This window comes from Streptococcus sp. CM6 (assembly GCF_000526095.1).
In the GTDB taxonomy this organism is placed as follows: domain Bacteria; phylum Bacillota; class Bacilli; order Lactobacillales; family Streptococcaceae; genus Streptococcus; species Streptococcus oralis_BW.
The window spans coordinates 162,268-182,042 of sequence record NZ_JATS01000006.1; the positions used below are offsets into that span (position 1 = coordinate 162,268).

21 protein-coding genes and 1 other annotated feature are annotated in these 19,775 nt (G+C 40.8%); all 21 genes read right to left on the reverse strand.

What is annotated here, in order from left to right; all coding sequences use genetic code 11:
• Positions 1 to 54: 54 nt before the first annotated feature.
• Positions 55 to 1,392, reverse strand: coding sequence for a sensor histidine kinase (locus HMPREF1516_RS02075; protein ID WP_033605686.1), 1,338 nt, complete (start codon positions 1,390 to 1,392; stop codon positions 55 to 57).
• Positions 1,382 to 2,056, reverse strand: coding sequence for a two-component system response regulator CiaR (ciaR, locus tag HMPREF1516_RS02080; RefSeq protein WP_000590630.1), 675 nt, complete (start codon positions 2,054 to 2,056; stop codon positions 1,382 to 1,384). The genes HMPREF1516_RS02075 and ciaR overlap by 11 nt, the downstream gene beginning before the upstream one ends.
• A gap of 106 nt (positions 2,057 to 2,162) precedes the next feature.
• The gene (locus HMPREF1516_RS02085; protein WP_033605687.1) at positions 2,163 to 4,709 is read right to left on the reverse strand and encodes a M1 family metallopeptidase; all 2,547 of its coding nucleotides are present in this window, start codon (positions 4,707 to 4,709) and stop codon (positions 2,163 to 2,165) included.
• 121 nt (positions 4,710 to 4,830) lie between these two features.
• A complete protein-coding gene (locus tag HMPREF1516_RS02090; protein WP_033605688.1) occupies positions 4,831 to 5,271 on the reverse strand; it encodes an ASCH domain-containing protein in 441 nt (146 codons plus the stop codon).
• 24 nt (positions 5,272 to 5,295) lie between these two features.
• On the reverse strand, positions 5,296 to 5,892 hold the full coding sequence (locus HMPREF1516_RS02095; protein ID WP_001101062.1) for a DUF6707 family protein: 597 nt from the start codon (positions 5,890 to 5,892) through the stop codon (positions 5,296 to 5,298).
• A 33-nt stretch (positions 5,893 to 5,925) separates the two neighbouring features.
• On the reverse strand, positions 5,926 to 6,228 hold the full coding sequence (locus HMPREF1516_RS02100) for a hypothetical protein (RefSeq protein ID WP_002877185.1): 303 nt from the start codon (positions 6,226 to 6,228) through the stop codon (positions 5,926 to 5,928).
• A 33-nt stretch (positions 6,229 to 6,261) separates the two neighbouring features.
• A complete protein-coding gene (locus tag HMPREF1516_RS02105; RefSeq protein ID WP_000403327.1) occupies positions 6,262 to 6,762 on the reverse strand; it encodes an NUDIX hydrolase in 501 nt (166 codons plus the stop codon).
• Between the two features lie 10 nt (positions 6,763 to 6,772).
• Positions 6,773 to 7,471, reverse strand: a complete 699-nt coding sequence (locus tag HMPREF1516_RS02110; RefSeq protein ID WP_033605689.1) for a 3-oxoacyl-ACP reductase — start codon at positions 7,469 to 7,471, stop codon at positions 6,773 to 6,775.
• Positions 7,464 to 7,700 (reverse strand): DUF2829 domain-containing protein, encoded by a 237-nt coding sequence (locus HMPREF1516_RS02115; protein WP_000141916.1) that lies wholly within the window; start codon positions 7,698 to 7,700, stop codon positions 7,464 to 7,466. Before HMPREF1516_RS02115 ends, HMPREF1516_RS02110 begins: the two co-directional genes overlap by 8 nt.
• A 113-nt stretch (positions 7,701 to 7,813) precedes the next feature.
• Positions 7,814 to 8,629 carry a hypothetical protein gene (locus tag HMPREF1516_RS02120; protein ID WP_033605690.1) on the reverse strand — a complete coding sequence of 272 codons (816 nt, stop codon included), beginning with the start codon at positions 8,627 to 8,629 and terminating at the stop codon, positions 7,814 to 7,816.
• Positions 8,630 to 8,743: 114 nt separating this feature from the next.
• Positions 8,744 to 9,745 (reverse strand): DNA/RNA non-specific endonuclease, encoded by a 1,002-nt coding sequence (locus HMPREF1516_RS02125; protein ID WP_156916948.1) that lies wholly within the window; start codon positions 9,743 to 9,745, stop codon positions 8,744 to 8,746.
• Between the two features lie 192 nt (positions 9,746 to 9,937).
• Complete coding sequence (locus tag HMPREF1516_RS02130; protein ID WP_033605692.1) at positions 9,938 to 12,190, reverse strand: glucosaminidase domain-containing protein; 2,253 nt, start codon at positions 12,188 to 12,190, stop codon at positions 9,938 to 9,940.
• 110 nt (positions 12,191 to 12,300) lie between these two features.
• Positions 12,301 to 13,287: a dihydroorotate dehydrogenase gene (locus HMPREF1516_RS02135; RefSeq protein ID WP_198014358.1), complete on the reverse strand. Its 987-nt coding sequence runs from the start codon at positions 13,285 to 13,287 to the stop codon at positions 12,301 to 12,303.
• Entirely contained in the window at positions 13,250 to 14,050 is an 801-nt protein-coding gene (locus HMPREF1516_RS02140) for a dihydroorotate dehydrogenase electron transfer subunit (RefSeq protein WP_001070094.1), read from the reverse strand. The genes HMPREF1516_RS02135 and HMPREF1516_RS02140 overlap by 38 nt, the downstream gene beginning before the upstream one ends.
• A gap of 245 nt (positions 14,051 to 14,295) precedes the next feature.
• Positions 14,296 to 14,676: a lactoylglutathione lyase gene (gene gloA, locus HMPREF1516_RS02145; RefSeq protein WP_000157153.1), complete on the reverse strand. Its 381-nt coding sequence runs from the start codon at positions 14,674 to 14,676 to the stop codon at positions 14,296 to 14,298.
• 57 nt (positions 14,677 to 14,733) lie between these two features.
• Positions 14,734 to 15,093, reverse strand: coding sequence for a 50S ribosomal protein L20 (rplT, locus tag HMPREF1516_RS02150; protein ID WP_000124830.1), 360 nt, complete (start codon positions 15,091 to 15,093; stop codon positions 14,734 to 14,736).
• 51 nt (positions 15,094 to 15,144) lie between these two features.
• Positions 15,145 to 15,345, reverse strand: a complete 201-nt coding sequence (gene rpmI / locus HMPREF1516_RS02155; protein WP_001125942.1) for a 50S ribosomal protein L35 — start codon at positions 15,343 to 15,345, stop codon at positions 15,145 to 15,147.
• Positions 15,346 to 15,378: 33 nt separating this feature from the next.
• Positions 15,379 to 15,909: a translation initiation factor IF-3 gene (gene infC, locus HMPREF1516_RS02160; RefSeq protein ID WP_000848184.1), complete on the reverse strand. Its 531-nt coding sequence runs from the start codon at positions 15,907 to 15,909 to the stop codon at positions 15,379 to 15,381.
• Positions 15,910 to 15,924: 15 nt separating this feature from the next.
• Positions 15,925 to 16,056 (reverse strand) — a sequence feature (ribosomal protein L20 leader region).
• A gap of 73 nt (positions 16,057 to 16,129) precedes the next feature.
• Positions 16,130 to 18,370 (reverse strand): DNA internalization-related competence protein ComEC/Rec2, encoded by a 2,241-nt coding sequence (locus HMPREF1516_RS02165; protein WP_033605693.1) that lies wholly within the window; start codon positions 18,368 to 18,370, stop codon positions 16,130 to 16,132.
• Complete coding sequence (locus HMPREF1516_RS02170) at positions 18,354 to 19,004, reverse strand: helix-hairpin-helix domain-containing protein (RefSeq protein ID WP_000387319.1); 651 nt, start codon at positions 19,002 to 19,004, stop codon at positions 18,354 to 18,356. The genes HMPREF1516_RS02165 and HMPREF1516_RS02170 overlap by 17 nt, the downstream gene beginning before the upstream one ends.
• Positions 19,005 to 19,070: 66 nt before the next feature.
• The gene (locus HMPREF1516_RS02175) at positions 19,071 to 19,640 is read right to left on the reverse strand and encodes a GNAT family N-acetyltransferase (protein WP_000443763.1); all 570 of its coding nucleotides are present in this window, start codon (positions 19,638 to 19,640) and stop codon (positions 19,071 to 19,073) included.
• Positions 19,641 to 19,775: the final 135 nt, after the last annotated feature.

Sequence of the window (19,775 nt, forward strand, 5' to 3'; positions counted from 1 at the left end):
GTGGTACCAACCTCTTTTCTAGTTATCAAAAAAGACAGTTTTAAAACTGTCTTTTTATTTATTCTTACGTTTGGGAGGAGATTGGATAGCAATTTTAACTTCAAAAATCGTTCCTCTAGGTTTGTTATCTTTAACGGTAATCGTTCCTCGTAAGGCATCTACGATCTGCTTGGCCAAAGATAGTCCAAGACCAAACCCACCTTTCTGACGGGTTCTCGCCTTGTCTACACGATAAAAGCGGTCAAAGATTTTCTTCTTATCGGCAGCTGAGATCCCAATTCCGTTATCCGTTACTGATAGATAGAGGTGGCGATCCGTAGCATGGACCACAAACTCAATTTTTCCATCTTCTTCAGTATACTTGATAGCATTATCAAACAAGATAGTCATGAGCTGTTTTAGGAGCAACTGATCGGTCATGAAGGAACGATAAATCCGATTTTCATATTCAAAAACACGATCATTTTCAGAAGCAATCAACTCATAGTTAGCAAAGGTTGTTTTAAAGAATTGCGGAGAAACTTCTGCTATTTCAGGTTTGATTCCATCATCTCGACGTGCAAGATTGAGAAGATTTGTCGTGAGGAAACGCATGTTGCGAACTTCTTCAAGACTAGAAGCAATGCTTTCGCTGGATTCCATAATCGTCGCTTCTGGTTTTCGAAAGAGAGTCTCTAAACGATTTTGTAAAACAGCCAAAGGCGTTCTCAGTTCGTGGCTCGCATTTTCAACAAAGGACTTCTGCTTTTGCATACTTTCCAGCAGAGGTTTGACACTGACACGTGCCAGGTAAACACTGGCAATTAAAGATAGGAGCCAGAAACTAGCCATGACCACTACGATTAAATGCTCGTGGTTTTGGCTGATTTGCTCAAGCTGGCTAGTATTGATTAAAACCGCTGCATATTTGACATTACTTGAAACAGTGGATGAATTGGTTTCCATCAAGATCATTCGGTAGGTTTCTTCCTGACCGTAGCTATTGACAACTTGAATTTGACGAATGTGATTCAACTCTTTCTTGTCCAGCTTGATCTTGTCCAAACCTAAAAAACGATTGCCCAGTAAGAGTTGGTTAAAATCCTTGTCAAAGAGCAAGACTTCCGTATTGGAGCTGACATTGGGTTTGATTTCAGCCTTGCTGGCATCCGCTGTTGCTGGTTGAATATCCTTGACTTCCTCAGTTGCCCGATTCAGGGCTAACTGGATAACCGCTTGGGGACTACTACTAAGGGCTTGGAGTTTTTCATCTACAGAAGTGTAGAGACTCGAGTGCATGACCTGGAGGATAATCAAGGTCATAGCAGAGAAGATTAGTGTGAACACTCCAAAGTTTCGAATGAAATAGCTGAAATCATCCGCATACCATGTTTTTTTTAGTTTATTGAACATCTTTTAAAATATACCCGACACTACGTAAGGTTTGAAGATTTTCAGCAAAGGCTGTTCCCTTCAATTTCTTACGAACTTTTGAGACATAGACTTCTACAACGGAAATCGTCGTATCGCTATCAAATCCCCATAGGCGGTCAAAAATTTGCGTCTTGGGAAGAATAACATTTTGATTTTGAAGGAAATAAACCAATAACTCAAACTCTTTTCCGAGTAGTTCCACAGGAGTATCTTCCACCTTCACTTCATTCGTTGAAAGGTTGACGACAATATCCCCATAAGTCAAGGTGTTTTCGTTAAACTTACCTGAACGTTTGAGAAGGGCTTGGATCCGCATTTTGAGTTCTTCTAGATAGAAAGGTTTGGTCAGATAGTCATCCGCTCCCAACTCAAAACCATGTCCCTTGTCATCCAAACTTTCCTTAGCTGTCATGATAAGGACTGGTGTCGTAATTCCTTTTTCACGCAATTCTTTCAGAACTTGGAAGCCATTTTTTTCCGGCAACATCAGGTCAAGCAAAATCAAGTCATAGACGCCACTTTCTGCTTCGTAGAGACCTTCTTCTCCATCAAAAACCTGCATGACATCTGCAAAATCATCTAAAAAGTCAAATACTGAGTTTGACAGACCCAGGTCATCTTCTACTAATAAGATTTTTATCATCAGAAACTCCTCCTTGTTATGATTATTATACCAAAATTGCCTTAAAAAAAACTCAACTCTCTCTTCTTTTCAGATAGAAAGTTGAGTTTTTGTTTACATAAACGAATTAAGCTTTAGCATATTGGGCTACAACAGTTTCTACTGCTGCTTTCTCACGCTTAATCAAGTCAACACGCGCTGCGATATCCTTGATTCCCATGCGGATGTTACGGCTAAGAGCTAGGTCAGAAAGTTGTGGTTCAAAGAATTCCTTGTACTCTGCCAAGCGTTGCTCAGTCTTAAATACATGGGCAGGTAGGATAACAAAGCTATCAAAGCTCATATCCCCACCAAGAGCTGCCTTGATCCAATCCCAGTTTTCACGCGCCCATACCCAAACAGTTTCTTGAGTTGTTTGATGATCTAGGAACTGGTAATACCAAGCAGACAAGTCTTGTGGTTTCACCACAAATTTATCCTTCCATGAACGAATCAAGGTTTGGATATTGTCAGCATCTGTACTGTAGGCTAGAGCAGCTGCCAACTGGCGTTTGAAAACAGCATCTGTGGCATGAGTGTAGAGGTCCAGATAAGTTGCCACCAAGTCCTTGGTCTCATGGTGCTTCATTTCATTGATGAGAACTTGTGCACGGATGGCTGCTGGAAGTCCTGCAAGGTTTTCCTTATGAGCTGCAAAGATTTGGCTAGCGACTTGACTAGCTTCTGCATCATTGGAGCGAATCATCATGGAAATGGTCAACTGACGAACCAATTCATCCTCATCTGATTCTCCATCTTTGGCTTCAAAGCCAAGACGGTCATAGTTGTGACGAGCCAATTTAGCAACCAGTGCTTTGAAGGCTGTTTCTGCTTCTGTTCCTTCATCGATAAAGCGCTCAAGGGCAGAAATCACTTGAGAAACAGCTGAAACGACAAGGTAAGATTCTTCCTTAGCAAGTTTATCAAGGACTGGGAGCAAGTCTGCATAAGAAATGTGCCCTGCTTCAGCAAGCAGACGACGTTCTTGAACGATTTGCAGTTTGCTTGTATTATCAAGTGTCTCTAGCTCAGCAAGAACGGCATCTAACAAGTCTCCTTGATAGTCTGTAATGTAGTGGGCAGTATTTTCAGTGTTAAGACGAAGAGCTGTTTTATTTTCAGCAAGAAGGGCTGCGTAGCCAGGGATTTCGATACTTTCAGTTTCGAGTGTGTCTGGCAAACCTTTCCAGTTGCTGTTGAGTGGCACCACCCAGAGACGGTTCTTGTCTTCGTGCTCACCGATGAAGAATTGTTTTTGCGAAATCTTCAAGACATCATTTTCAACTTTGACAGTGAGAACTGGATATCCAGGTTGTTCCAACCAAGAATCCATGAAGGCTGCAACATCACGTCCTGATGCCTGACCAAGGGCATTCCAAAGGTCACGACCAATGGTGTTGCTGTACTGGTGCTTTTCAAAGTAAGCATGCAAGCCTTTAGCGAAATCCGCATCACCGAGCCAACGGCGAAGCATATGCATGAGACGGCTTCCTTTAGCATAGACGATAGCGCCATCAAAGAGCGTGTTGATTTCATCTGGGTGTTTAACTTCAACGTGAACAGACTGAACGCCATCCGTCGCATCTCGTTTAAGCGCCGCTGGAACACCGCCTGTTTGGAAGTCTTCAAAGATATTCCAACTTGGCTCGATGGCATCCACACAGACGTATTCCATCATGTTAGCGAAGCTTTCATTGAGCCAAAGATCATCCCACCATTTCATAGTCACGAGGTTCCCAAACCATTGATGGGCAAGCTCATGTGCCACAACAAGGGCAACTTGTTGACGGCTAGCAAAGGTTGAGTTCTCATCCACAACCAAGTAAACTTCACGGTAAGTCACAAGACCCCAGTTTTCCATGGCACCTGCTGAGAAGTCAGGAAGGGCGATGTGGAGTGATTGAGGAATTGGATATTTAACTCCGTAGTAATCTTCGTAAAACTCAATCGAGCGAACGGCGATGTCCAGTGAGAAATCAAGGTTAGATAGTGGGTGGGCTTTGGTTGAGTAGACACCTACGAGGGTACCGTTTTTAGTTTTAGCGGTCACACCTTGTAAATCACCAGCAACAAAAGCTAACAAGTAAGAAGACATGCGAGGTGTTGTCTCAAACTTCCAGATGCCTGTTTCCTTACGGTTTTCCACATCGATTTCTGGCATGTTCGACAAGGCTAACTCACCTTCTGCCTGGTCAAAACGGAGAGCGAGATCAAAGGTTGCTTTGGCTTCTGGCTCATCCACACATGGGAAGGCTTCGCGTGCGAAATGGCTCTCGAACTGGGTAGACAAGACTTCCTTCTTGACACCATCCACTGTGTAATAAGAAGGGTAAATACCTGTCATGTTGTCTGTGATTTTTCCTGAAAAGGCGATGACCAATTCAACTTGACCAGCCTCAGCCACTTCGACATGAAGGGCTTCATTTTCATGGTCAACTGTAAATGGACGAGCTTGACCCGCAACTTCTACAGAAGTGATTTCCAAGTCTTTTTGGTGAAGGGAAATACGGTCACTCTGTGCTTGACCAGTAATGGTCACCTTCCCAGAAAAGGTCTTGGTCTCACGACTCAAGTCTAAAAATAAATCATAGTGTTCAGGAACAAATTGCGCAATAAAATGTTCAACTGCTTGCATAGTTTTCTCCTATTCTAAGTTTAAGAGTTTTACTCTTCTTCAAACAAACTTATTATATCATGTTTTGCTTAAGAAAAAAGGATTGGACGGTGATTTCCAAAACTTTCTTTCTACTAGCGGTCTACAGAGGGTAGACCTTGCGAAATTCTTCTAATACAACCTTGCTGTCAGGTGTAAAAGTTAGTCCAGCCTCTCTCATCCACTCGGTGAAACAGTCCTCATGAACCTGGCGCCAATAGGCTAGGGATTTATCACCTTCCCCTTCCTTGTAAGCATGGTCAGCTGAAACTTGATGAAAGGGCTGAACGGAAACCTTGGTAATTTCGACAATACAGACAGCCTGATTTTGACTGTCTAAAATGACATCGAAGGTCCCTTCTTGTGGAAGAGATTCGTCCTCTACTGCGTAAAGATCGTAGGCTGAGGCAGTTGCTGTCTTTTCGCCTCTTAGTACCAAATCTGCCAAGGTATCGGCTTCCACTCCAAAAGCCCAGGCATCTATCTCATCTCCAATCGAGGGGTTAATTTGCTTGTATGCATTCCACATTTCTTGCGGTGTCATGGGTACTCCTTTTCATTTACTTTTTTATTTAAAGGGATAGAGTTGCTTAAATCCATTTATTAAGATATAGTCACGAAGAATTAAAATCGTGCTTTGAATCTCATTATTAACTAAGTCCCGCTCGATTTCCAATTCATTGGAAAAAGCTTTTAAATACAATAAATGAAATAAGATTCCCATTCTTTTATTCATTTGCGAAACTTCATCCTTGACTTTCTCTAAATCTGTTTGTAGAGAGTTTAATCTAAAACCTATCAAAAAACGTTTGTGTACCTTTCTTTTCCCAAATACACTCGCTTCATCACCATAATTTAATGCATAGAGAATCCTATCTCTTACTTGTGTTAGATATTTTTCTTCATCTATCAGAATAGCCAGTAAAGCAGAATTTTGCACAGGTTCCCCATAGCGATAATCACCGTCAAAGTCAACTTGAACCATTTTATCAATCATTGACTGAGCTAAAGCAGTATTATCGGACAGATACAAGATATAACTTAAGCGATTGAGAACATGCATAGCATCCATCTGAGTTTTCTTATTCTTTTTGGGGACCAGGTTTAAATACGATACTAACTCAGCATCATTTTCAACCTCTTCGATTAGTTCTTTAACATTCATGTATCTACTCCTTTTAATACTTACAATAAGCCTTTACTCTATCCCATCATCTTTATTATATTCTATCATGCAGTTGACTGCATATTCTCCCCATTCCCAAAAGTCATTAAACTCTTCCCGTTGCTCCCAGCCTTCTGCAGCAAAGTCATGAATGAGTTGAACCCTATTGCTCTTTCCTATTTCAAAACAAGCTGTATCATCACAATCTCCTCTTTTAGCGAATGGAATCAACTTTCTTGTTGGGTACCTTTCCTGCAAGCCCTTGTACAGAGATAACGCCCATTCTGAATCTAAAAAATACCAAATATCAAAATCAACTAAATTGAGTTCTACCATTTTTTAAATGATTCAGGATACTGAAATATACTTTCATCCATTGAATAATTTTTCATCTCTCACCTTCCAATTCATATACAAGGTCTTGTCCAGCTCTGGAAATCCTAGTAACTCTGTCTTAGCCTTCAAAACTAATGGCGATGCATTTTCTTCTGTGATTTTCTGAATATCCATCCAAATATATCCGAGTGAATCATTCGCACCATCAGAGACAGCTTCCGAAATCGTAACCTGAGGTGCACTCTCATTCATTTCAACATCATACAAGGCCATGACATGGTGAACCATAAAATTTTTTAACTCTTCCCTGACGAAAACATCGTAGATTCGAGGATTGGAGTAGCTTCTAACAGTAAATCCTGTCTCTTCCATAACTTCTCTAATCAGCGTTTCCGTCAGTCCTTCACCAAGTTGCTGACTACCACCAGGTAGATCATAACGATGTTGATAAGGGCCTCTCGTTTTTTCAATGCAGAGTAACTTCCCGTTTTCAAAGCAAACAGCATAGACTCCAAAGTGTTTTTTGATTTCCATCTAACTCCTCCTACTTCAAAGACCAACCACCATCAATCGTGAGGATTTGCCCTTGCATGGCGCTCGCTTTTCCGCTTGCTAAGAAAAGGCTAATCTCTGCTACTTCCTCTGGCTCAATCCAGCGCTTGATTGGCGTTTCACTAGCCACCCAGTCAGCCAATCCACCTGGTTCAAAGTCGGCAGCAGTCATGGCTGTCTTGACTGCCCCTGGAGCAATTCCAAAAACCTGAATACCAGCCTCAGCATAGTCTAGAGCCAACTGCTTGGTAAAGCCAGCTAAGGCGTGCTTAGACGAGGTATAGGCGTGACCACCTCCGCCAGCTAGACTTGAAGCAATCGAACACATATTGATGATGATTCCTTTTTTATTTTCCAGCATTTGCGTCAAATAATAACGAGTCAACTCGACAGGAGTCATATAGTTGATTTCAAAAATCTCTTGAATTTCCTGGGCTGATTGTTCCAATAGGGGTTTGTAAGCATCCAAAACTCCTGCAGTATTGCACAAAACATCCACCCGAGGGCACCAGTCAAAAACAGGTTTCAAGTCCAAGGTCAAATCTCTCTGTAAAAAGTAGAAATCACCCTCCAAGAATGGATTTTCACCTTGATCAACTCCATATACTTGATAACCCTTCTCTAAAAAGAGGCGGGCTTGAGCCAGACCAATCCCTGAACTTACTCCCGTAATCAATACACGTCTAGTCATGGACTTCTACCCAGTCCGTCGCTAAAACATCACAAGGTGTCGGGCTCCACATGGAATAACCTTCCCCTTCTCCTGACACGTTGATGAGGAAATAAGGCGTCACTTCAAGTTCAACCCCGTTTTGTTCGATAGTGTCAAAGAGTTGGACATAGTTTTCAGCTCCTCCCCAACCAGTTCGTACATATTTTTTCTTGGCCTTTAATCCAGGCAGGATTTCTTCAAAAGTCATGGTGTTCTCCTTTAATTCTACATTCTTCAATTAATTATAACAAAAAACCGTTTTCCAACGGCTTTTTGACTGTGTCTCAGTTCAATAAAACAAATAGCTATCCAATTTTTTTATTATTTTAGTTCAATTAATTTATTGTAGATTTTCTCAGTCAGTTCTTTCTGTTGCGTTCCTGTTAAATGGTGCGAAGTGCGAATTAATACAGTTCCATAAACATAGTGTGATCCCGGATTCAAAGCAGTTCCATCAAAAGCACTAATATAAGTATTGCGTTTCTCTGCATCTTCTTTTGTCTTATAAACTTCTATATTTCCACCAGCATCATTACCTTTTTGAACAATATCTGAGCCTTCTACAGATTCATTCACTTGCTTGTCAACGAAATATACAGACGCTGTATATCCTCCTTGTTTATTTAATTTTTTATTAGGGTCATTATCCTCCGTAACAGATTGTACTCCAGTAATTGATTCAATTTCTTTGAGTCTTTCTTCAATAAAAGAACTAGAAGGATTTGTAATTTGTTTTAATTGAAGAATGCTATTTTGATAGTGAGTCAATTTTTCAGACAAATTCTTTTTTGTTTCACTATAATCTAATGGTTGACTTAATTCTTCAATTTGCTTCTCAATCTTAGCAGTCACTTTCTCCATTTCTGGTACTTTACGAAGTGAATCTTTGCTATCCTTTATAGTTGATTTCAATTCTTCCAATGTCTTAGAATCAAGAGGTTCTTCATCATTATCAACAACCTTTTCAGCCTCAGCTATTTGATTTTCAACTTCTTTATTCTTTTCATTTAAATCCTTTACTACATCTTCAAACTTAGTTACAGCAGCTTGATAAGGCGCATAGGATAAGAAATAGTATCCCAGACCAGAAATTCCTATGATGAGACACATTGACAATATCATTATTTTTTTCTTCATTTCAATCTCCAAAAAGTATTTAATATCTTTACAATTTTACTATAATACACCAAAACAAGCAACAAAAAAACCGTTTCCCAACGGCTTTTTGACTGTGTATCTACTAAATTCTTCTTACCACTGCAATCCGGCTTCTCTAATTTCTTTCTTGGAAGCGAATTTACCATTTGGTCTGTGCCATCTTCCTTTTCTATCTCTAAAGTAGCCACCTGAATTTGTTGATTGCGAGTTTGATTCCTGGCTTTCTTCCTTTTCTTGTGTGGCTTGGCGAGCTTTTTCTTGCTCTTCTTCTTTTGCTTTCTTTTCAGCCGCTTCTTTTTCTTCAGCCTCTTTCTTGGCTTTTTCCTCAGCTTCCTTCTTAGCCTTTTCTTTTATCTTTGCATCTTCAACTGTATTTTTAGCAGTACCATCCAAATAATTGATTTCCGCATTAGCTGAAACATTGTCTAAAATAACATGCGTCACAGAATACTGATCAACCTTTTCCTTACTACCACCCAACTTGATTTCCAAGAGTTTGCCGTTTTCATCTATTCCCACATACTGCAATTCAATTTGTCTCGGAATCAATTCATCTTTCTGATAGATTGGGGTCACCTTGTAGTCAAGATAGTAGTTCGGATGATTGGCTAACCAAGAGTCCAATCGATTCTCATAGTAAAGCATACTTTCTTGATTAGTATTATCTGTACCATAATAATTTCCAGCATTTAGCCAGTTAGTCATTGGAACCAGATTCCTCTTTTCATCGTTTAATCCGCTAAACTGGTACCCGATCAGATGGCCTCGACTCATCAACCAAGCTTCTTTTTTACCATCACCATAAAAAAATTTATAATTGTGCCATCCAACTGGATCATAAGTCAACTTGGACTCTCTCTTCTCTTTTGGTTCATCACCATCCTTAAGTTGAATATGAGCACCTGTTGCGCGTGATTTAGAGTCCAATTCCCCAAGTTCTAGTTGTTTCTCATTTTTAAAAGGCAAGAGTCCAGCTTCTTTAAACAACTTTTCATCGAACTTGATTTGCTTCTGTTCAATTTTTTCTTCTGGGACCTTTGATTCCGCCTTATGTCCAGAACAAGCAACTAGTGTTGTGATTGAAAGCAAGGCAATTGAGAAGGATAGTAGCTTTTTTCATAAAAGTCTCCTCTTTATATAGTAATTAGATTAATATCTCCTATTACATTTTACTATCATTTTGTTAATTGTTCAAGAATAAAGAGACTGTTATTATACTATTTCTCCTCCAATGTTTAAAACAAAAACGATAACCACTTCTCAGTAGTTACCGTTGATTTCTTTTGATTAGTCTTTCCCACCAAGTTTGCTGTTAATGGTCATCATGATACTGGCTATCTTCTCACCCCAGTATGGATCAGAAGCATAGCGAACATTCATTCCGGTTGCTTTATTTCCAAGGTGGTCTCTGCCGTAGTCAATGTAATTTTCACGAATCCACTTGGCCGCTCCAAGGATTCCTTTATCCACATTATCAAAACTCTTGGCTGAGAGATATGGGCTAGTATCATAAGCAGCAATACCAAAGAAGTTGTTCTTATCTCTGGCAATTTGACTACGTCCCCACGCACTTTCAAGAGCGCTATGTGCCATCAAGTAAAGGGCATTGACACCGTAGCGTTCCTCAGCTTCTTTGAAAGTCGCTCCTTTACCTGCTAGAGGACTATCCTGCAAGTTCATCATCGAATACAGTTTATCCAATTCAGCTGCACTATAATTACTTGGTTCTCTTAAGTTTTTATAGAGGAAAGGATTTTTAATGGTAAAGCCATCAAAGTGCTCTCCATCAGTTGAGTAGTACTTCTTACCAATAACCATAGCAGAGGTGTGTGGAGCTACTTTGATACTCGTATATGGAGAGAGTTCATGGTAGAGGAATTTCCCATCACTAGTATAATGAGGGATAAACTCGCTACCTTCATCTACTGCTGTCAAATCACTTTGATTCATATAGCCAGACAAGCCAGAAATCGAAACTGCAAGTCGGCCGCCTTTTCGCGTCGAGCTATCCAGTGAAACAATGCTTCCTTGGTTAATGTAACTCAAGATTTCTCCAGATGCACTATAGACATAGGCAGTGATTGGTTTAACTTTGTAATATTTGGTTTTATCCGCAACATGCCATCTACCAGAAGCATCCAAGGTATGACCATCCACAGTTTCATTTTTTGCCATATAACCGCCTGATTTAAGGTAGTACCATGATTGGTCGGATGAATCGTAGATTAATTCTTTCTCAGCCATCTTTCCATTTGACTTGAGGTAGAACCAGTTATTCTTGTACCATACCCACTCACTCGCAGCCATATAACCACCAGATTTGAGATAGTAGTAACCATTATCCCAGAGCCATTCTTTATTGGCATAATTTCCATCAGAGTTGATATAGAACCATGAGTTATAATTCTTATCAAAGAGCCATCCTTTACCAGCTTTTGATCCACTACTTGTCACATAATTACGGTCAATCCAAGTTTCCGTAGAGAGGTAGCCACCAGATTTGAAATGGTAATCCTTTCCTTTGATGGTTTGCCAACCTTTTTCAGCATAGGTTCCGTCAGCTTTCAAGTAAAACCAAGAGTTATAATTCTTGTCAAAGAGCCATTCCGATTTCAATTTAGCTCCACTCTTCGCAACATAGAAACGATCTATCCAGCGCTCGGTAGAAAGATAGCCGCCTGATTTGAAATGGTAATCTTTTTCTTTAATCGTTTCCCAGCCTTTTTCGGCATAGGTTCCGTCAGCTTTCAAGTAAAACCAAGAATCGTAATTCTTATCAAAGAGCCATTCGGATTTCAGTTTGGCTCCACTCTTTGCAACATAGAAGTGGCCAATCCAGCGCTCGGTAGAAAGATAGCCTCCAAATTTGAAATGGTAGTCCTTTCCGTCTATGGTTCGCCAGCCATTTTCAGCATAGGTACCATCTTGTTGAATGTAGAACCAACTGCTATAGTTGTCATCATAAATCCAACCTTGTTTGACCTTATTACCATTTTCTGACAAATAGTTCTTACCAAGCCAAGTACTTTTCAGCATTTTACCTTGAGAATTAACGTAGTATTGGTTCCCACCTTGAGTGACCCACTCATCTTTGGCCATCTTGCCATCTTCTTTAAGGTAATATTTTTCCTGACCTTGTTGGATCCACTCATTTTGAGCTTTCTGACCATCAGACTTGAGATAATACCAGGATTGTTTTTCTTGGTCAAACACCCATTGATTCTTGACCCTAGCACCACTTTCAGCTACATAGTACTGGTTAATCCACGTTTTTGTAGCTAATTTTCCAGCTTCGTTAAAATAGTAATCCTTATCACCAACAGTCAGCCATCCGTTTTCTGCACGTTGTCCATCAGCCTTAAGATAAAACCAATTCTGATACGTTTGGTCAAAGATCCATTGGTTGGTTACTTGTTTTCCATCAGCTTTGAGGTAAGTCTTTCCTTTCCAAGTCCCTTCATCTGCTTTTGCTGTTTCTACTACAGTAAAAAAACACCCCAATAAGCCAGCACTTACTAGGGCCACTTTCCATCGTTTCATTTAAATGCTCCAATAACGTTTTCTAAACCCTATTGTAACATAGTTAACCAACGGAAATATTACAAATTGATGAAGATTCTATTTCTTGTTGACGATAAGGAGTGTCTAGCTTATCTCAGACTGGCTTTGACTTCCTGACGGAGATCTTCCAAGCTGCTAATGCCATATTTGTCCATGACTGTTGGTAAATGTTCGATGATATCAGGACAGGCATAAGGATTGGTAAAGTTGGCTGTTCCAACTCCGATGGCAGACGCTCCAGCCAGATACATTTCTAAAGCAGCTTCTGCCGAATCCACTCCTCCCATTCCAATAATGGGAAGGTCTGTTGTTTGGGCGACTTGACGGATGAGTTTGAGGGCTACTGGAAAGACTGCTGGGCCAGACATTCCACCCGTTCCATTGGCCAAGATTGGTTTGCGAGTTTTGAGGTTAAAGCGCATACCGACTAGAGTATTGATCATGGTTAAGCCACTTGCCCCTGCATCTTCTGCGGCTTTGGCGACGGTGACAATATCTGTTACACTAGGAGTAAGCTTGACATAGACTGGCACATCAGAGGCTTCCACAGCTGCCTTTACCACTTCATAAGCCAAGTCAGGATCTTGCCCAATCAAAAGTCCATGATTGCCGTGATCCACATTCGGACAAGAGATATTAAGCTCGATAGCTTTTACATTTGCTGCCTTGGAAATTCCTCGAGAAACAGCAGCGTACTCTTGTTTTGAAAAGCCTGCAACATTTGCGATGATGGGAAGCGTAGGATACTCTCTTTCCAGCCAAGGCAACTTTTCAGCTAAAACAGCTTCTAAACCAGGATTTTGCAAGCCGATTGCATTGAGCATACCAGCAGGCGTCTCTGCAACTCTTGGAGTAGGATTGCCAAAACGGGGTTCTAGAGTCGTTGCCTTAATCATAATAGAGCCTAAAAGGTCTAAATCATAGTACTTGGCATATTCCTGACCAAAACCAAAACAGCCTGATGCTGGTATAATTGGATTTTTCAAATCCAAACCAGGAAGAGAAACTTGTAAACGATTTTTAGTCATCATTTTCTCCTTATAACACAACTGTTCCTGTGCGGAAAACAGGGCCATCTTCACAGACGCGTTGACTGACAGTCTCACTATCTGGCACTTTTAGAACGCAGGCATAGCAAGCCCCCATCCCACAAGCCATACGAGATTCCAGAGATAGGTAGGCTCTTGGGTGGTCATAAAAGGTTTGATTGATGTACTTCATCATTCCAGGTGCCCCACATGAGTAAACCGCATCAAATTGACTACCTAAATCATTGATAACAACAGAAACATTTCCCTTGATGCTATAAGAACCATCATCTGTCGTTACAAATACCTGACCATATTGGGCCAATTCGGTTTCGAGAATAACAGCATCCTTAGTCGCAAAACCGAGGACTGTCACTACTGTCACCCCACGCGCATGCAATTCCTTAGCCACCTCAAGCAAGGGTGGAACACCGATCCCACCACCAACGAGGAGAACTTGGCTCTGATTGTCTAAATCAGACAAGTCAAAACCATTTCCCTGAGGCCCCATCACATCAAGAGTATCTCCCTGACTTAAGGTTGAAAAAATAGCGGTTCCAGCACCCTCTATCCGATAAATGAGATGACACTGCTTATTTGCCTTGTCAATAGACGAAATTGAAATAGGACGGCGCAAGAGATGGGCATCATCAGGCACACGTAGATGTAGAAATTGGCCTGCTCGCATAGCTTCAACCATTTCTCCTTCTAGAACTAATTCAAAGATTGCTGGCGCAATTTCCTCCTGTTCAACCACCTTCATGGTTTCCAAACGAATGGCACCCAAACGCTTCTTACATGTGGGATTCATGATTTTCCTCCTTAAATTTAAGGGGACCAGATAAAGAAAAGGCCTTGCTAATGCAAGGCCTCAGTTAGGTTAGGCTAGAACTCATGCGCACACTTAAAAAGTCTCCACAGAGAGTCCCCTATCCCTTTTATCTGACACCTTGTGAGTCTCTCTGGACTCCCCTTAAAGGTTAAATTTGTATTAGTATACCCTTTCAAAGAAAAAAAGTCAAGTAGAAAACGAACATTCTACTTGACATTACTCGATTATTTTTCACGAATCACTTCGACTTTGTAGCCATCAGGATCCTTGACAAAGTAATAGTTTGGTGCAGTTCCTGGTAGACCATTTGGCTCAGTCACTTCATATCCTTTTGCACTGTGCTCTTGATGAAGCGCTTCAAGGTCAGGTGTACTGAGGGCGATATGTGCAAAACCATCTCCCACCACATAAGGGCCGTGATCGTAGTTATAAGTCAATTCCAACTCATAGTCGTCACCCTCAAGTCCTAGATAGACAATCGTGAAGGCATGATCTGGAAAATCTCTGCGACGCAATTCTTTAAATCCAAAAGCATCTTGATAAAATGCGATTGATTTTTCAAGGTTTTCTACTCGCAAACAAGTGTGTAGCATTTTTGAAGCCATATATTCTCCTTTATTTTTAAAAAGACTGGGACAATCCTGTTCCAGTCTTATCAATTATTATTTACCAAGTTTTGCTTTAGCTGCATCTGCAAGAGCTGTGAAAGCTGCTGCATCATTAACAGCCAAATCAGCAAGCATTTTACGGTTAACTTCGATTTCAGCCAATTTCAAACCATGCATCAATTGTGAGTATGAAAGTCCGTTCAAACGAGCTGCCGCATTGATACGAGTGATCCACAATTTACGGAAGTCACGTTTTTTCTGACGACGGTCACGGTATGCATAGTAGTAAGAGTTCATTACTTGTTCTTTTGCAGTACGGAACAAGATGTGTTTAGCTCCATAGTAACCTTTTGCTAATTTAAGAATACGTTTACGACGTTTGCGTGATACAACGCCACCTTTAACACGTGCCATGTTTTATTTCCTCCAAATATTTCCTAGAATTGTTTACTTACTGTTAGGCTATTATTTCAAGCGAGTAAGCATTGCTTTGATACGTTTGAAATCTCCTGAATGCACCATAGATGCTTTACGAAGATGACGACGTTGTTTCTTAGTTTTTCCGTGGAAACGGTGAGAAGTGTAAGCACGGAAACGTTTAAGTCCACCAGAACCTGTACGTTTGAAACGTTTAGCTGATGCGCGGTGTGTTTTTTGTTTTGGCATGATTTTTTCTCCTTTATTTAAACTTTCTGACAATTACTTTTTGTCAGTTGCTGGCGCCAACTGCATGAACATTTGGCGTCCATCCATCTTAGCTCGTTGTTCGATGATTGCAATATCTTGTGTTGCTTCAGCAAACTCGGCTAAAACTTTTGCACCAATCTCTTTATGGGTGATCATACGCCCTTTAAAGCGAATGGATACCTTAACTTTATTTCCTTTTTCAAGGAACTTGCGTGCATTGCGAAGTTTTGTGTCAAAGTCACCCTTGTCAATAGTTGGACTCAGACGAACTTCTTTCACCGTAACAACACTTTGTTTTTTACGTTGTTCTTTTTGCTTTTTCTGATACTCAAATTTGAACTTACCGTAGTCCATAATTTTAGCAACAGGCGGTTTTGCTTGGGGTTGAATCAATACTAAGTCAACATTTGCACTATCAGCCAATGCTTGCGCTTCGCTGAGTGGCTTGATGCCTAGCTGTTCTCCCTCAAGACCGATCAAGCGAACTTCACGTACACGAATTTCATCATTGATGAATAAGTCTTGCTTTGCTATGGTTTTCACCTCTTTTTTATTATTAGAGAAAAACAAGAGCGGACCCGTAATGATACAAGCCCGCACGTTATGATAGCGTTTCTTAGAAACTTTTCATCCGTAGGGCCAGGCAACTTGATGTCACAAGGCGAGAAGCTCTCACTTCTGCTTTTCTCAACTTTTATATGATACCAAGTTTTCTATTCCTTGTCAAGATAAAAAGTCAATTTTTCGAAAAACTTTGTCTATTTTATCGCACCGTTTCAATTCGCCAACTATTCCATCCTTTAAAGCGGATAGCCCCTTGCTGGTCAGTTCTGTAAATCTTACTCTTGATACTTTCCATTCGTGTCAAGGTTTCCTGATGGGGAAGTTTCGCACGATTGTTTCTTCCAACTGAGATGAGAGTAATTTCTGGTTTGATTTTTTCTAGGAGAGCTGGATTGGATGATGTTTTAGCACCATGTTGGCTTGCTTTCAAGACATCCACCTCTAAGTCAGGATATTGCTTCAGCAAGTCCTTCTCTCCTTTTTCCTCCAAGTTTCCAGTAAAGAGAAAATGCTTATCCAAGAGTTTTCCATAAAGAACCAGAGAATCATCACGATTCCTATCTCCAATCTTCCTTGGAGATAGGACTTCTAAGTAACTGCCAAAAATCGGCAAGTTCTCCCCTGCTGCCACACTGCGCACCTCGGTTTGGCTTGCTTCTAGTTTCGCCACAAATTCATTCTGTGTCAAACTTCCTTTTGACACTAAAATTTCGCCCACATGGAAAGCCTTGGTCACCTCCAGCAAATCTCCAACATGCTCCTTGTCTGTATTGGTCAAAACCAGCTGGTCAATCTTGTCTACTCCTCGACTTTTAAGATAGGGAATCAAGGTTCTCTGGGCATTGCTGGTCGTCGCCTTTTCTTGCCATTTTTCAATTTTCTTATCAGACTCTGCCTTGCCTCCCACGTCTATGAGAATGTTTTTTCCAGTTACATCCCGTAGGAAAATACTTTCTCCCTGCCCTACATCCAGCATGGTAATTTCATTTTCCAGAGGATGCTTGATTAAGAAAAAGAGCCCTACGACAAAGAGACTGAATCCTGCTAGTCTTTTGATGTTTTTCCTAAAATCATACAGTATTGCCAAGGAAATTAACAGTAGAATCAACAGCCATGCGTTGGGTTGACCAAAGACCAGGGGCCTACTTGCCAGCTGCGATACCAAGCGAATGACGCCCTCCAACCACTCAAAGACAAAGTTAAACTGAGTGACTGGGTAAACAAAAGACAGAATGAATAAGATGGACAAAAGCGGTAAGAAGACCACATCAAACAGAAAGGAAAAGACAAAGGTCAAAAGGATAGACCAAGGCTGAAATTCTGCAAAATAGAAGGATAGAATAGGCAATATTCCCAAAGAAATGACCAGACTTTCTCTGGCAACAGCCTTGATCCCATCGCCTTCTTTGCTAGTCATAGTCAAGATAAAAGCATAAGCGCAGGACAAGACCCCTCCAGCTGTCAAGAAAAAGTTGGGCATGATGATAAAGAGGACAAGGATCGTCAAGGCAAAATTATCCAAACCTTTAACACCATGTTGGGCTAGTAACTTTTGCAAGAGACTGCGAATGACCGAAGCTGAAAATCCTGTCAGACCTGCATAGATAAGAGAAAAGGGATAAGTTAGCCACTTCAACTTTTCTTGAGTCAAGCCCAATTGCAAGAGGAGTTTCTTAAAGGCATCCATGAAAAAGCCCACCTGCATACCCGACAAGGCAAAGAGATGGATAATTCCAAGACTGGAATAGAGCTCATTCATCTCCTCAAAGTCTGTGTCCAAATATCCCAGCAAGAGCCCAGTCATATAATTGCGCATAGGATCTGGAAAGTGCGTCTTGATCCAAACTACAGCCTTTCGACGTAAAGCCGACAAATTTTCACCTATATCCCAACTGTTAACCTTTTTAAGTGACTGGATGTTCTTGATAGTCAGTGTCTGGTAAATCCCCTGAGTCTTCAGATAGGCTCGGTAGTCAAATCCACCAAAATTTCTCTGCCCTTCAGGCTCTGAAAGTTTTCCTTCTAGCTCTATCTCGTGAAGGTCTGTTAAGGTCTGAAAGAGCTCTTTCTCCTCCTCAGACTGGAGTTTATAGTAAACTTGGAAGGTGCGGCCCTCAGCCTTGCCCCGAAAGGACAGACTGTCTCCATTGACTTTGATGGTATCTGGTAAAATTCGTACCCTTTCAACAGAATCCACTAGGTTTTGACTAGCTTGTGTCTGTTGCCAGTTTTGAAACAAAAACCAAAATCCGAAAACTCCACAAATCGCTAAAACTTTTCCAGCAGATTTCCATGGAAATTGGAAAAAGAGACAGACAAGCAAAAAAACAAAACCTAGCAGTGAGAGATAGGACGCTCCAAAAATGGCATAGTAAAGCCAGAGCAATAGAAAACTCAGATAGATTAGGGGAATTGGGAAATTCTTAATCCACTGTAACATAGTCTTTTAACTTTTCTATGGTCTTGGCACCAATGCCAGAGACCTTCTTGAGTTCATCAACCGACTTGAACTTGCCATTTGCCTCACGATGGTCGATAATATCCTTGGCTCGTTTTCCTCCCAAGCCTTTGACCTGCTTGAGTTCTTCCAGACTAGCTTTATTTAGGTTGATCTTCTTTTCTTTACTTGACGAAGGAGTCGTTCCAGAGGCAGTCTGCTGACTAGCTGATTCTTCTCCCTTAGTTGGAACATAGACAAGAGCCTCGTCACTGACTTTCTGTGCTAGATTAAGCGACTTACTATCTGCTTCCTCTGTCAATCCACCCGCCTTCTGAACGGCATCATGAACTCGACTTCCTACTGGCAAATCATAAATCCCTGGCGATTTGACAGCACCTTTGACATCCACTGTGATCAGATCTTGTTCAGGAGACTCTTCCTTTTCTTCCTTCTTGACTTCCTTTTCAGACGATGAATCCTTTGAAACGGCCGAGACTTCAGCTTGCAAGTTTGTTTCTTTCACAGGTGTCTGTGTAGATGGCTTTAGTAGGAAAAATCCGCCTAAGGCCAAGCCTAAAACAGCACAGATGACAATGATTTTATACTCTTTGATTTTCTCGATAATTGCTTCCATATTTTCTCCTCTCTTAAGTTATTCGCAAGAGAAAGAAAAAACAGTCGAAAATTTCTTTTCAACTGCTTATTTATTTGCAAAATAGTCTTCCTTAGTCAAGACATAATGAACCCTTGTGATAATTCGACCTGGTTCTTTGTTATCCATTCTAGCATAGGGTTCTTCGTGGGAAAAGCGCATACCTGATTTCTCCATGACCTTTCCTGATGCGGGATTATCCTTATCGTGAAGAGCGGTCAACTTGTTCATTCCAACTTTCTCAAAAGCCAGCTCAATCACGGCGCGATTGGCTTCTGTCGTCAATCCTTGATTCCAATACTTTTTATTGATAATGTAGCCAATAGCTGCTTTTTTGAGAATGTGGTCAATCTTGTGCAAATCAATAGTTCCAATAAACTGACCATTGCTTTTTAATTCGATTCCCCAACGGCCCAAGGGATTAGACAAGTAAAACTGAGCAATGTTGTTCTTAGTTTCTTCTAAGCTTTGATTTGTTGGAAAAGTGTATCGTGTATTTTCTCTGTCTGAAGCATACTCAAACATAGCTTCTGCATCATCCAAGGTTACAGGTCGGAGCAATAAACGCTTCGTTTCTATAGTTGGGTACTGGGCAAATTTCACAAATATTGATTCCATACTTTTCCCTCCATTAGAGCTTGATTCTCACTAGTCTAGCATAAATAAATTTGGATGACAAGTTTTTCTTGATTTTTGAAGCGGTTTCATATACAATAAAACCATCACATTTTTGATTTATGAACTGGAATGTGA

Coding starts and splice junctions, on each gene's coding strand:
- HMPREF1516_RS02110 (WP_033605689.1), bottom strand. CDS start 7,471: ATGACTAGACGTGTATTGATTACGGGAGTAAGTTCAGGGATTGGTCTG.
- HMPREF1516_RS02115 (WP_000141916.1), bottom strand. CDS start 7,700: ATGACTTTTGAAGAAATCCTGCCTGGATTAAAGGCCAAGAAAAAATAT.
- HMPREF1516_RS02100 (WP_002877185.1), bottom strand. CDS start 6,228: ATGGTAGAACTCAATTTAGTTGATTTTGATATTTGGTATTTTTTAGAT.
- HMPREF1516_RS02140 (WP_001070094.1), bottom strand. CDS start 14,050: ATGAATCCCACATGTAAGAAGCGTTTGGGTGCCATTCGTTTGGAAACC.
- HMPREF1516_RS02175 (WP_000443763.1), bottom strand. CDS start 19,640: ATGGAATCAATATTTGTGAAATTTGCCCAGTACCCAACTATAGAAACG.
- HMPREF1516_RS02170 (WP_000387319.1), bottom strand. CDS start 19,004: ATGGAAGCAATTATCGAGAAAATCAAAGAGTATAAAATCATTGTCATC.
- HMPREF1516_RS02075 (WP_033605686.1), bottom strand. CDS start 1,392: ATGTTCAATAAACTAAAAAAAACATGGTATGCGGATGATTTCAGCTAT.
- ciaR (WP_000590630.1), bottom strand. CDS start 2,056: ATGATAAAAATCTTATTAGTAGAAGATGACCTGGGTCTGTCAAACTCA.
- HMPREF1516_RS02135 (WP_198014358.1), bottom strand. CDS start 13,287: ATGGCCCTGTTTTCCGCACAGGAACAGTTGTGTTATAAGGAGAAAATG.
- HMPREF1516_RS02085 (WP_033605687.1), bottom strand. CDS start 4,709: ATGCAAGCAGTTGAACATTTTATTGCGCAATTTGTTCCTGAACACTAT.
- HMPREF1516_RS02095 (WP_001101062.1), bottom strand. CDS start 5,892: ATGAATGTTAAAGAACTAATCGAAGAGGTTGAAAATGATGCTGAGTTA.
- HMPREF1516_RS02130 (WP_033605692.1), bottom strand. CDS start 12,190: ATGAAACGATGGAAAGTGGCCCTAGTAAGTGCTGGCTTATTGGGGTGT.
- HMPREF1516_RS02120 (WP_033605690.1), bottom strand. CDS start 8,629: ATGAAGAAAAAAATAATGATATTGTCAATGTGTCTCATCATAGGAATT.
- rpmI (WP_001125942.1), bottom strand. CDS start 15,345: ATGCCAAAACAAAAAACACACCGCGCATCAGCTAAACGTTTCAAACGT.
- HMPREF1516_RS02105 (WP_000403327.1), bottom strand. CDS start 6,762: ATGGAAATCAAAAAACACTTTGGAGTCTATGCTGTTTGCTTTGAAAAC.
- rplT (WP_000124830.1), bottom strand. CDS start 15,093: ATGGCACGTGTTAAAGGTGGCGTTGTATCACGCAAACGTCGTAAACGT.
- HMPREF1516_RS02165 (WP_033605693.1), bottom strand. CDS start 18,370: ATGTTACAGTGGATTAAGAATTTCCCAATTCCCCTAATCTATCTGAGT.
- HMPREF1516_RS02090 (WP_033605688.1), bottom strand. CDS start 5,271: ATGACACCGCAAGAAATGTGGAATGCATACAAGCAAATTAACCCCTCG.
- gloA (WP_000157153.1), bottom strand. CDS start 14,676: ATGGCTTCAAAAATGCTACACACTTGTTTGCGAGTAGAAAACCTTGAA.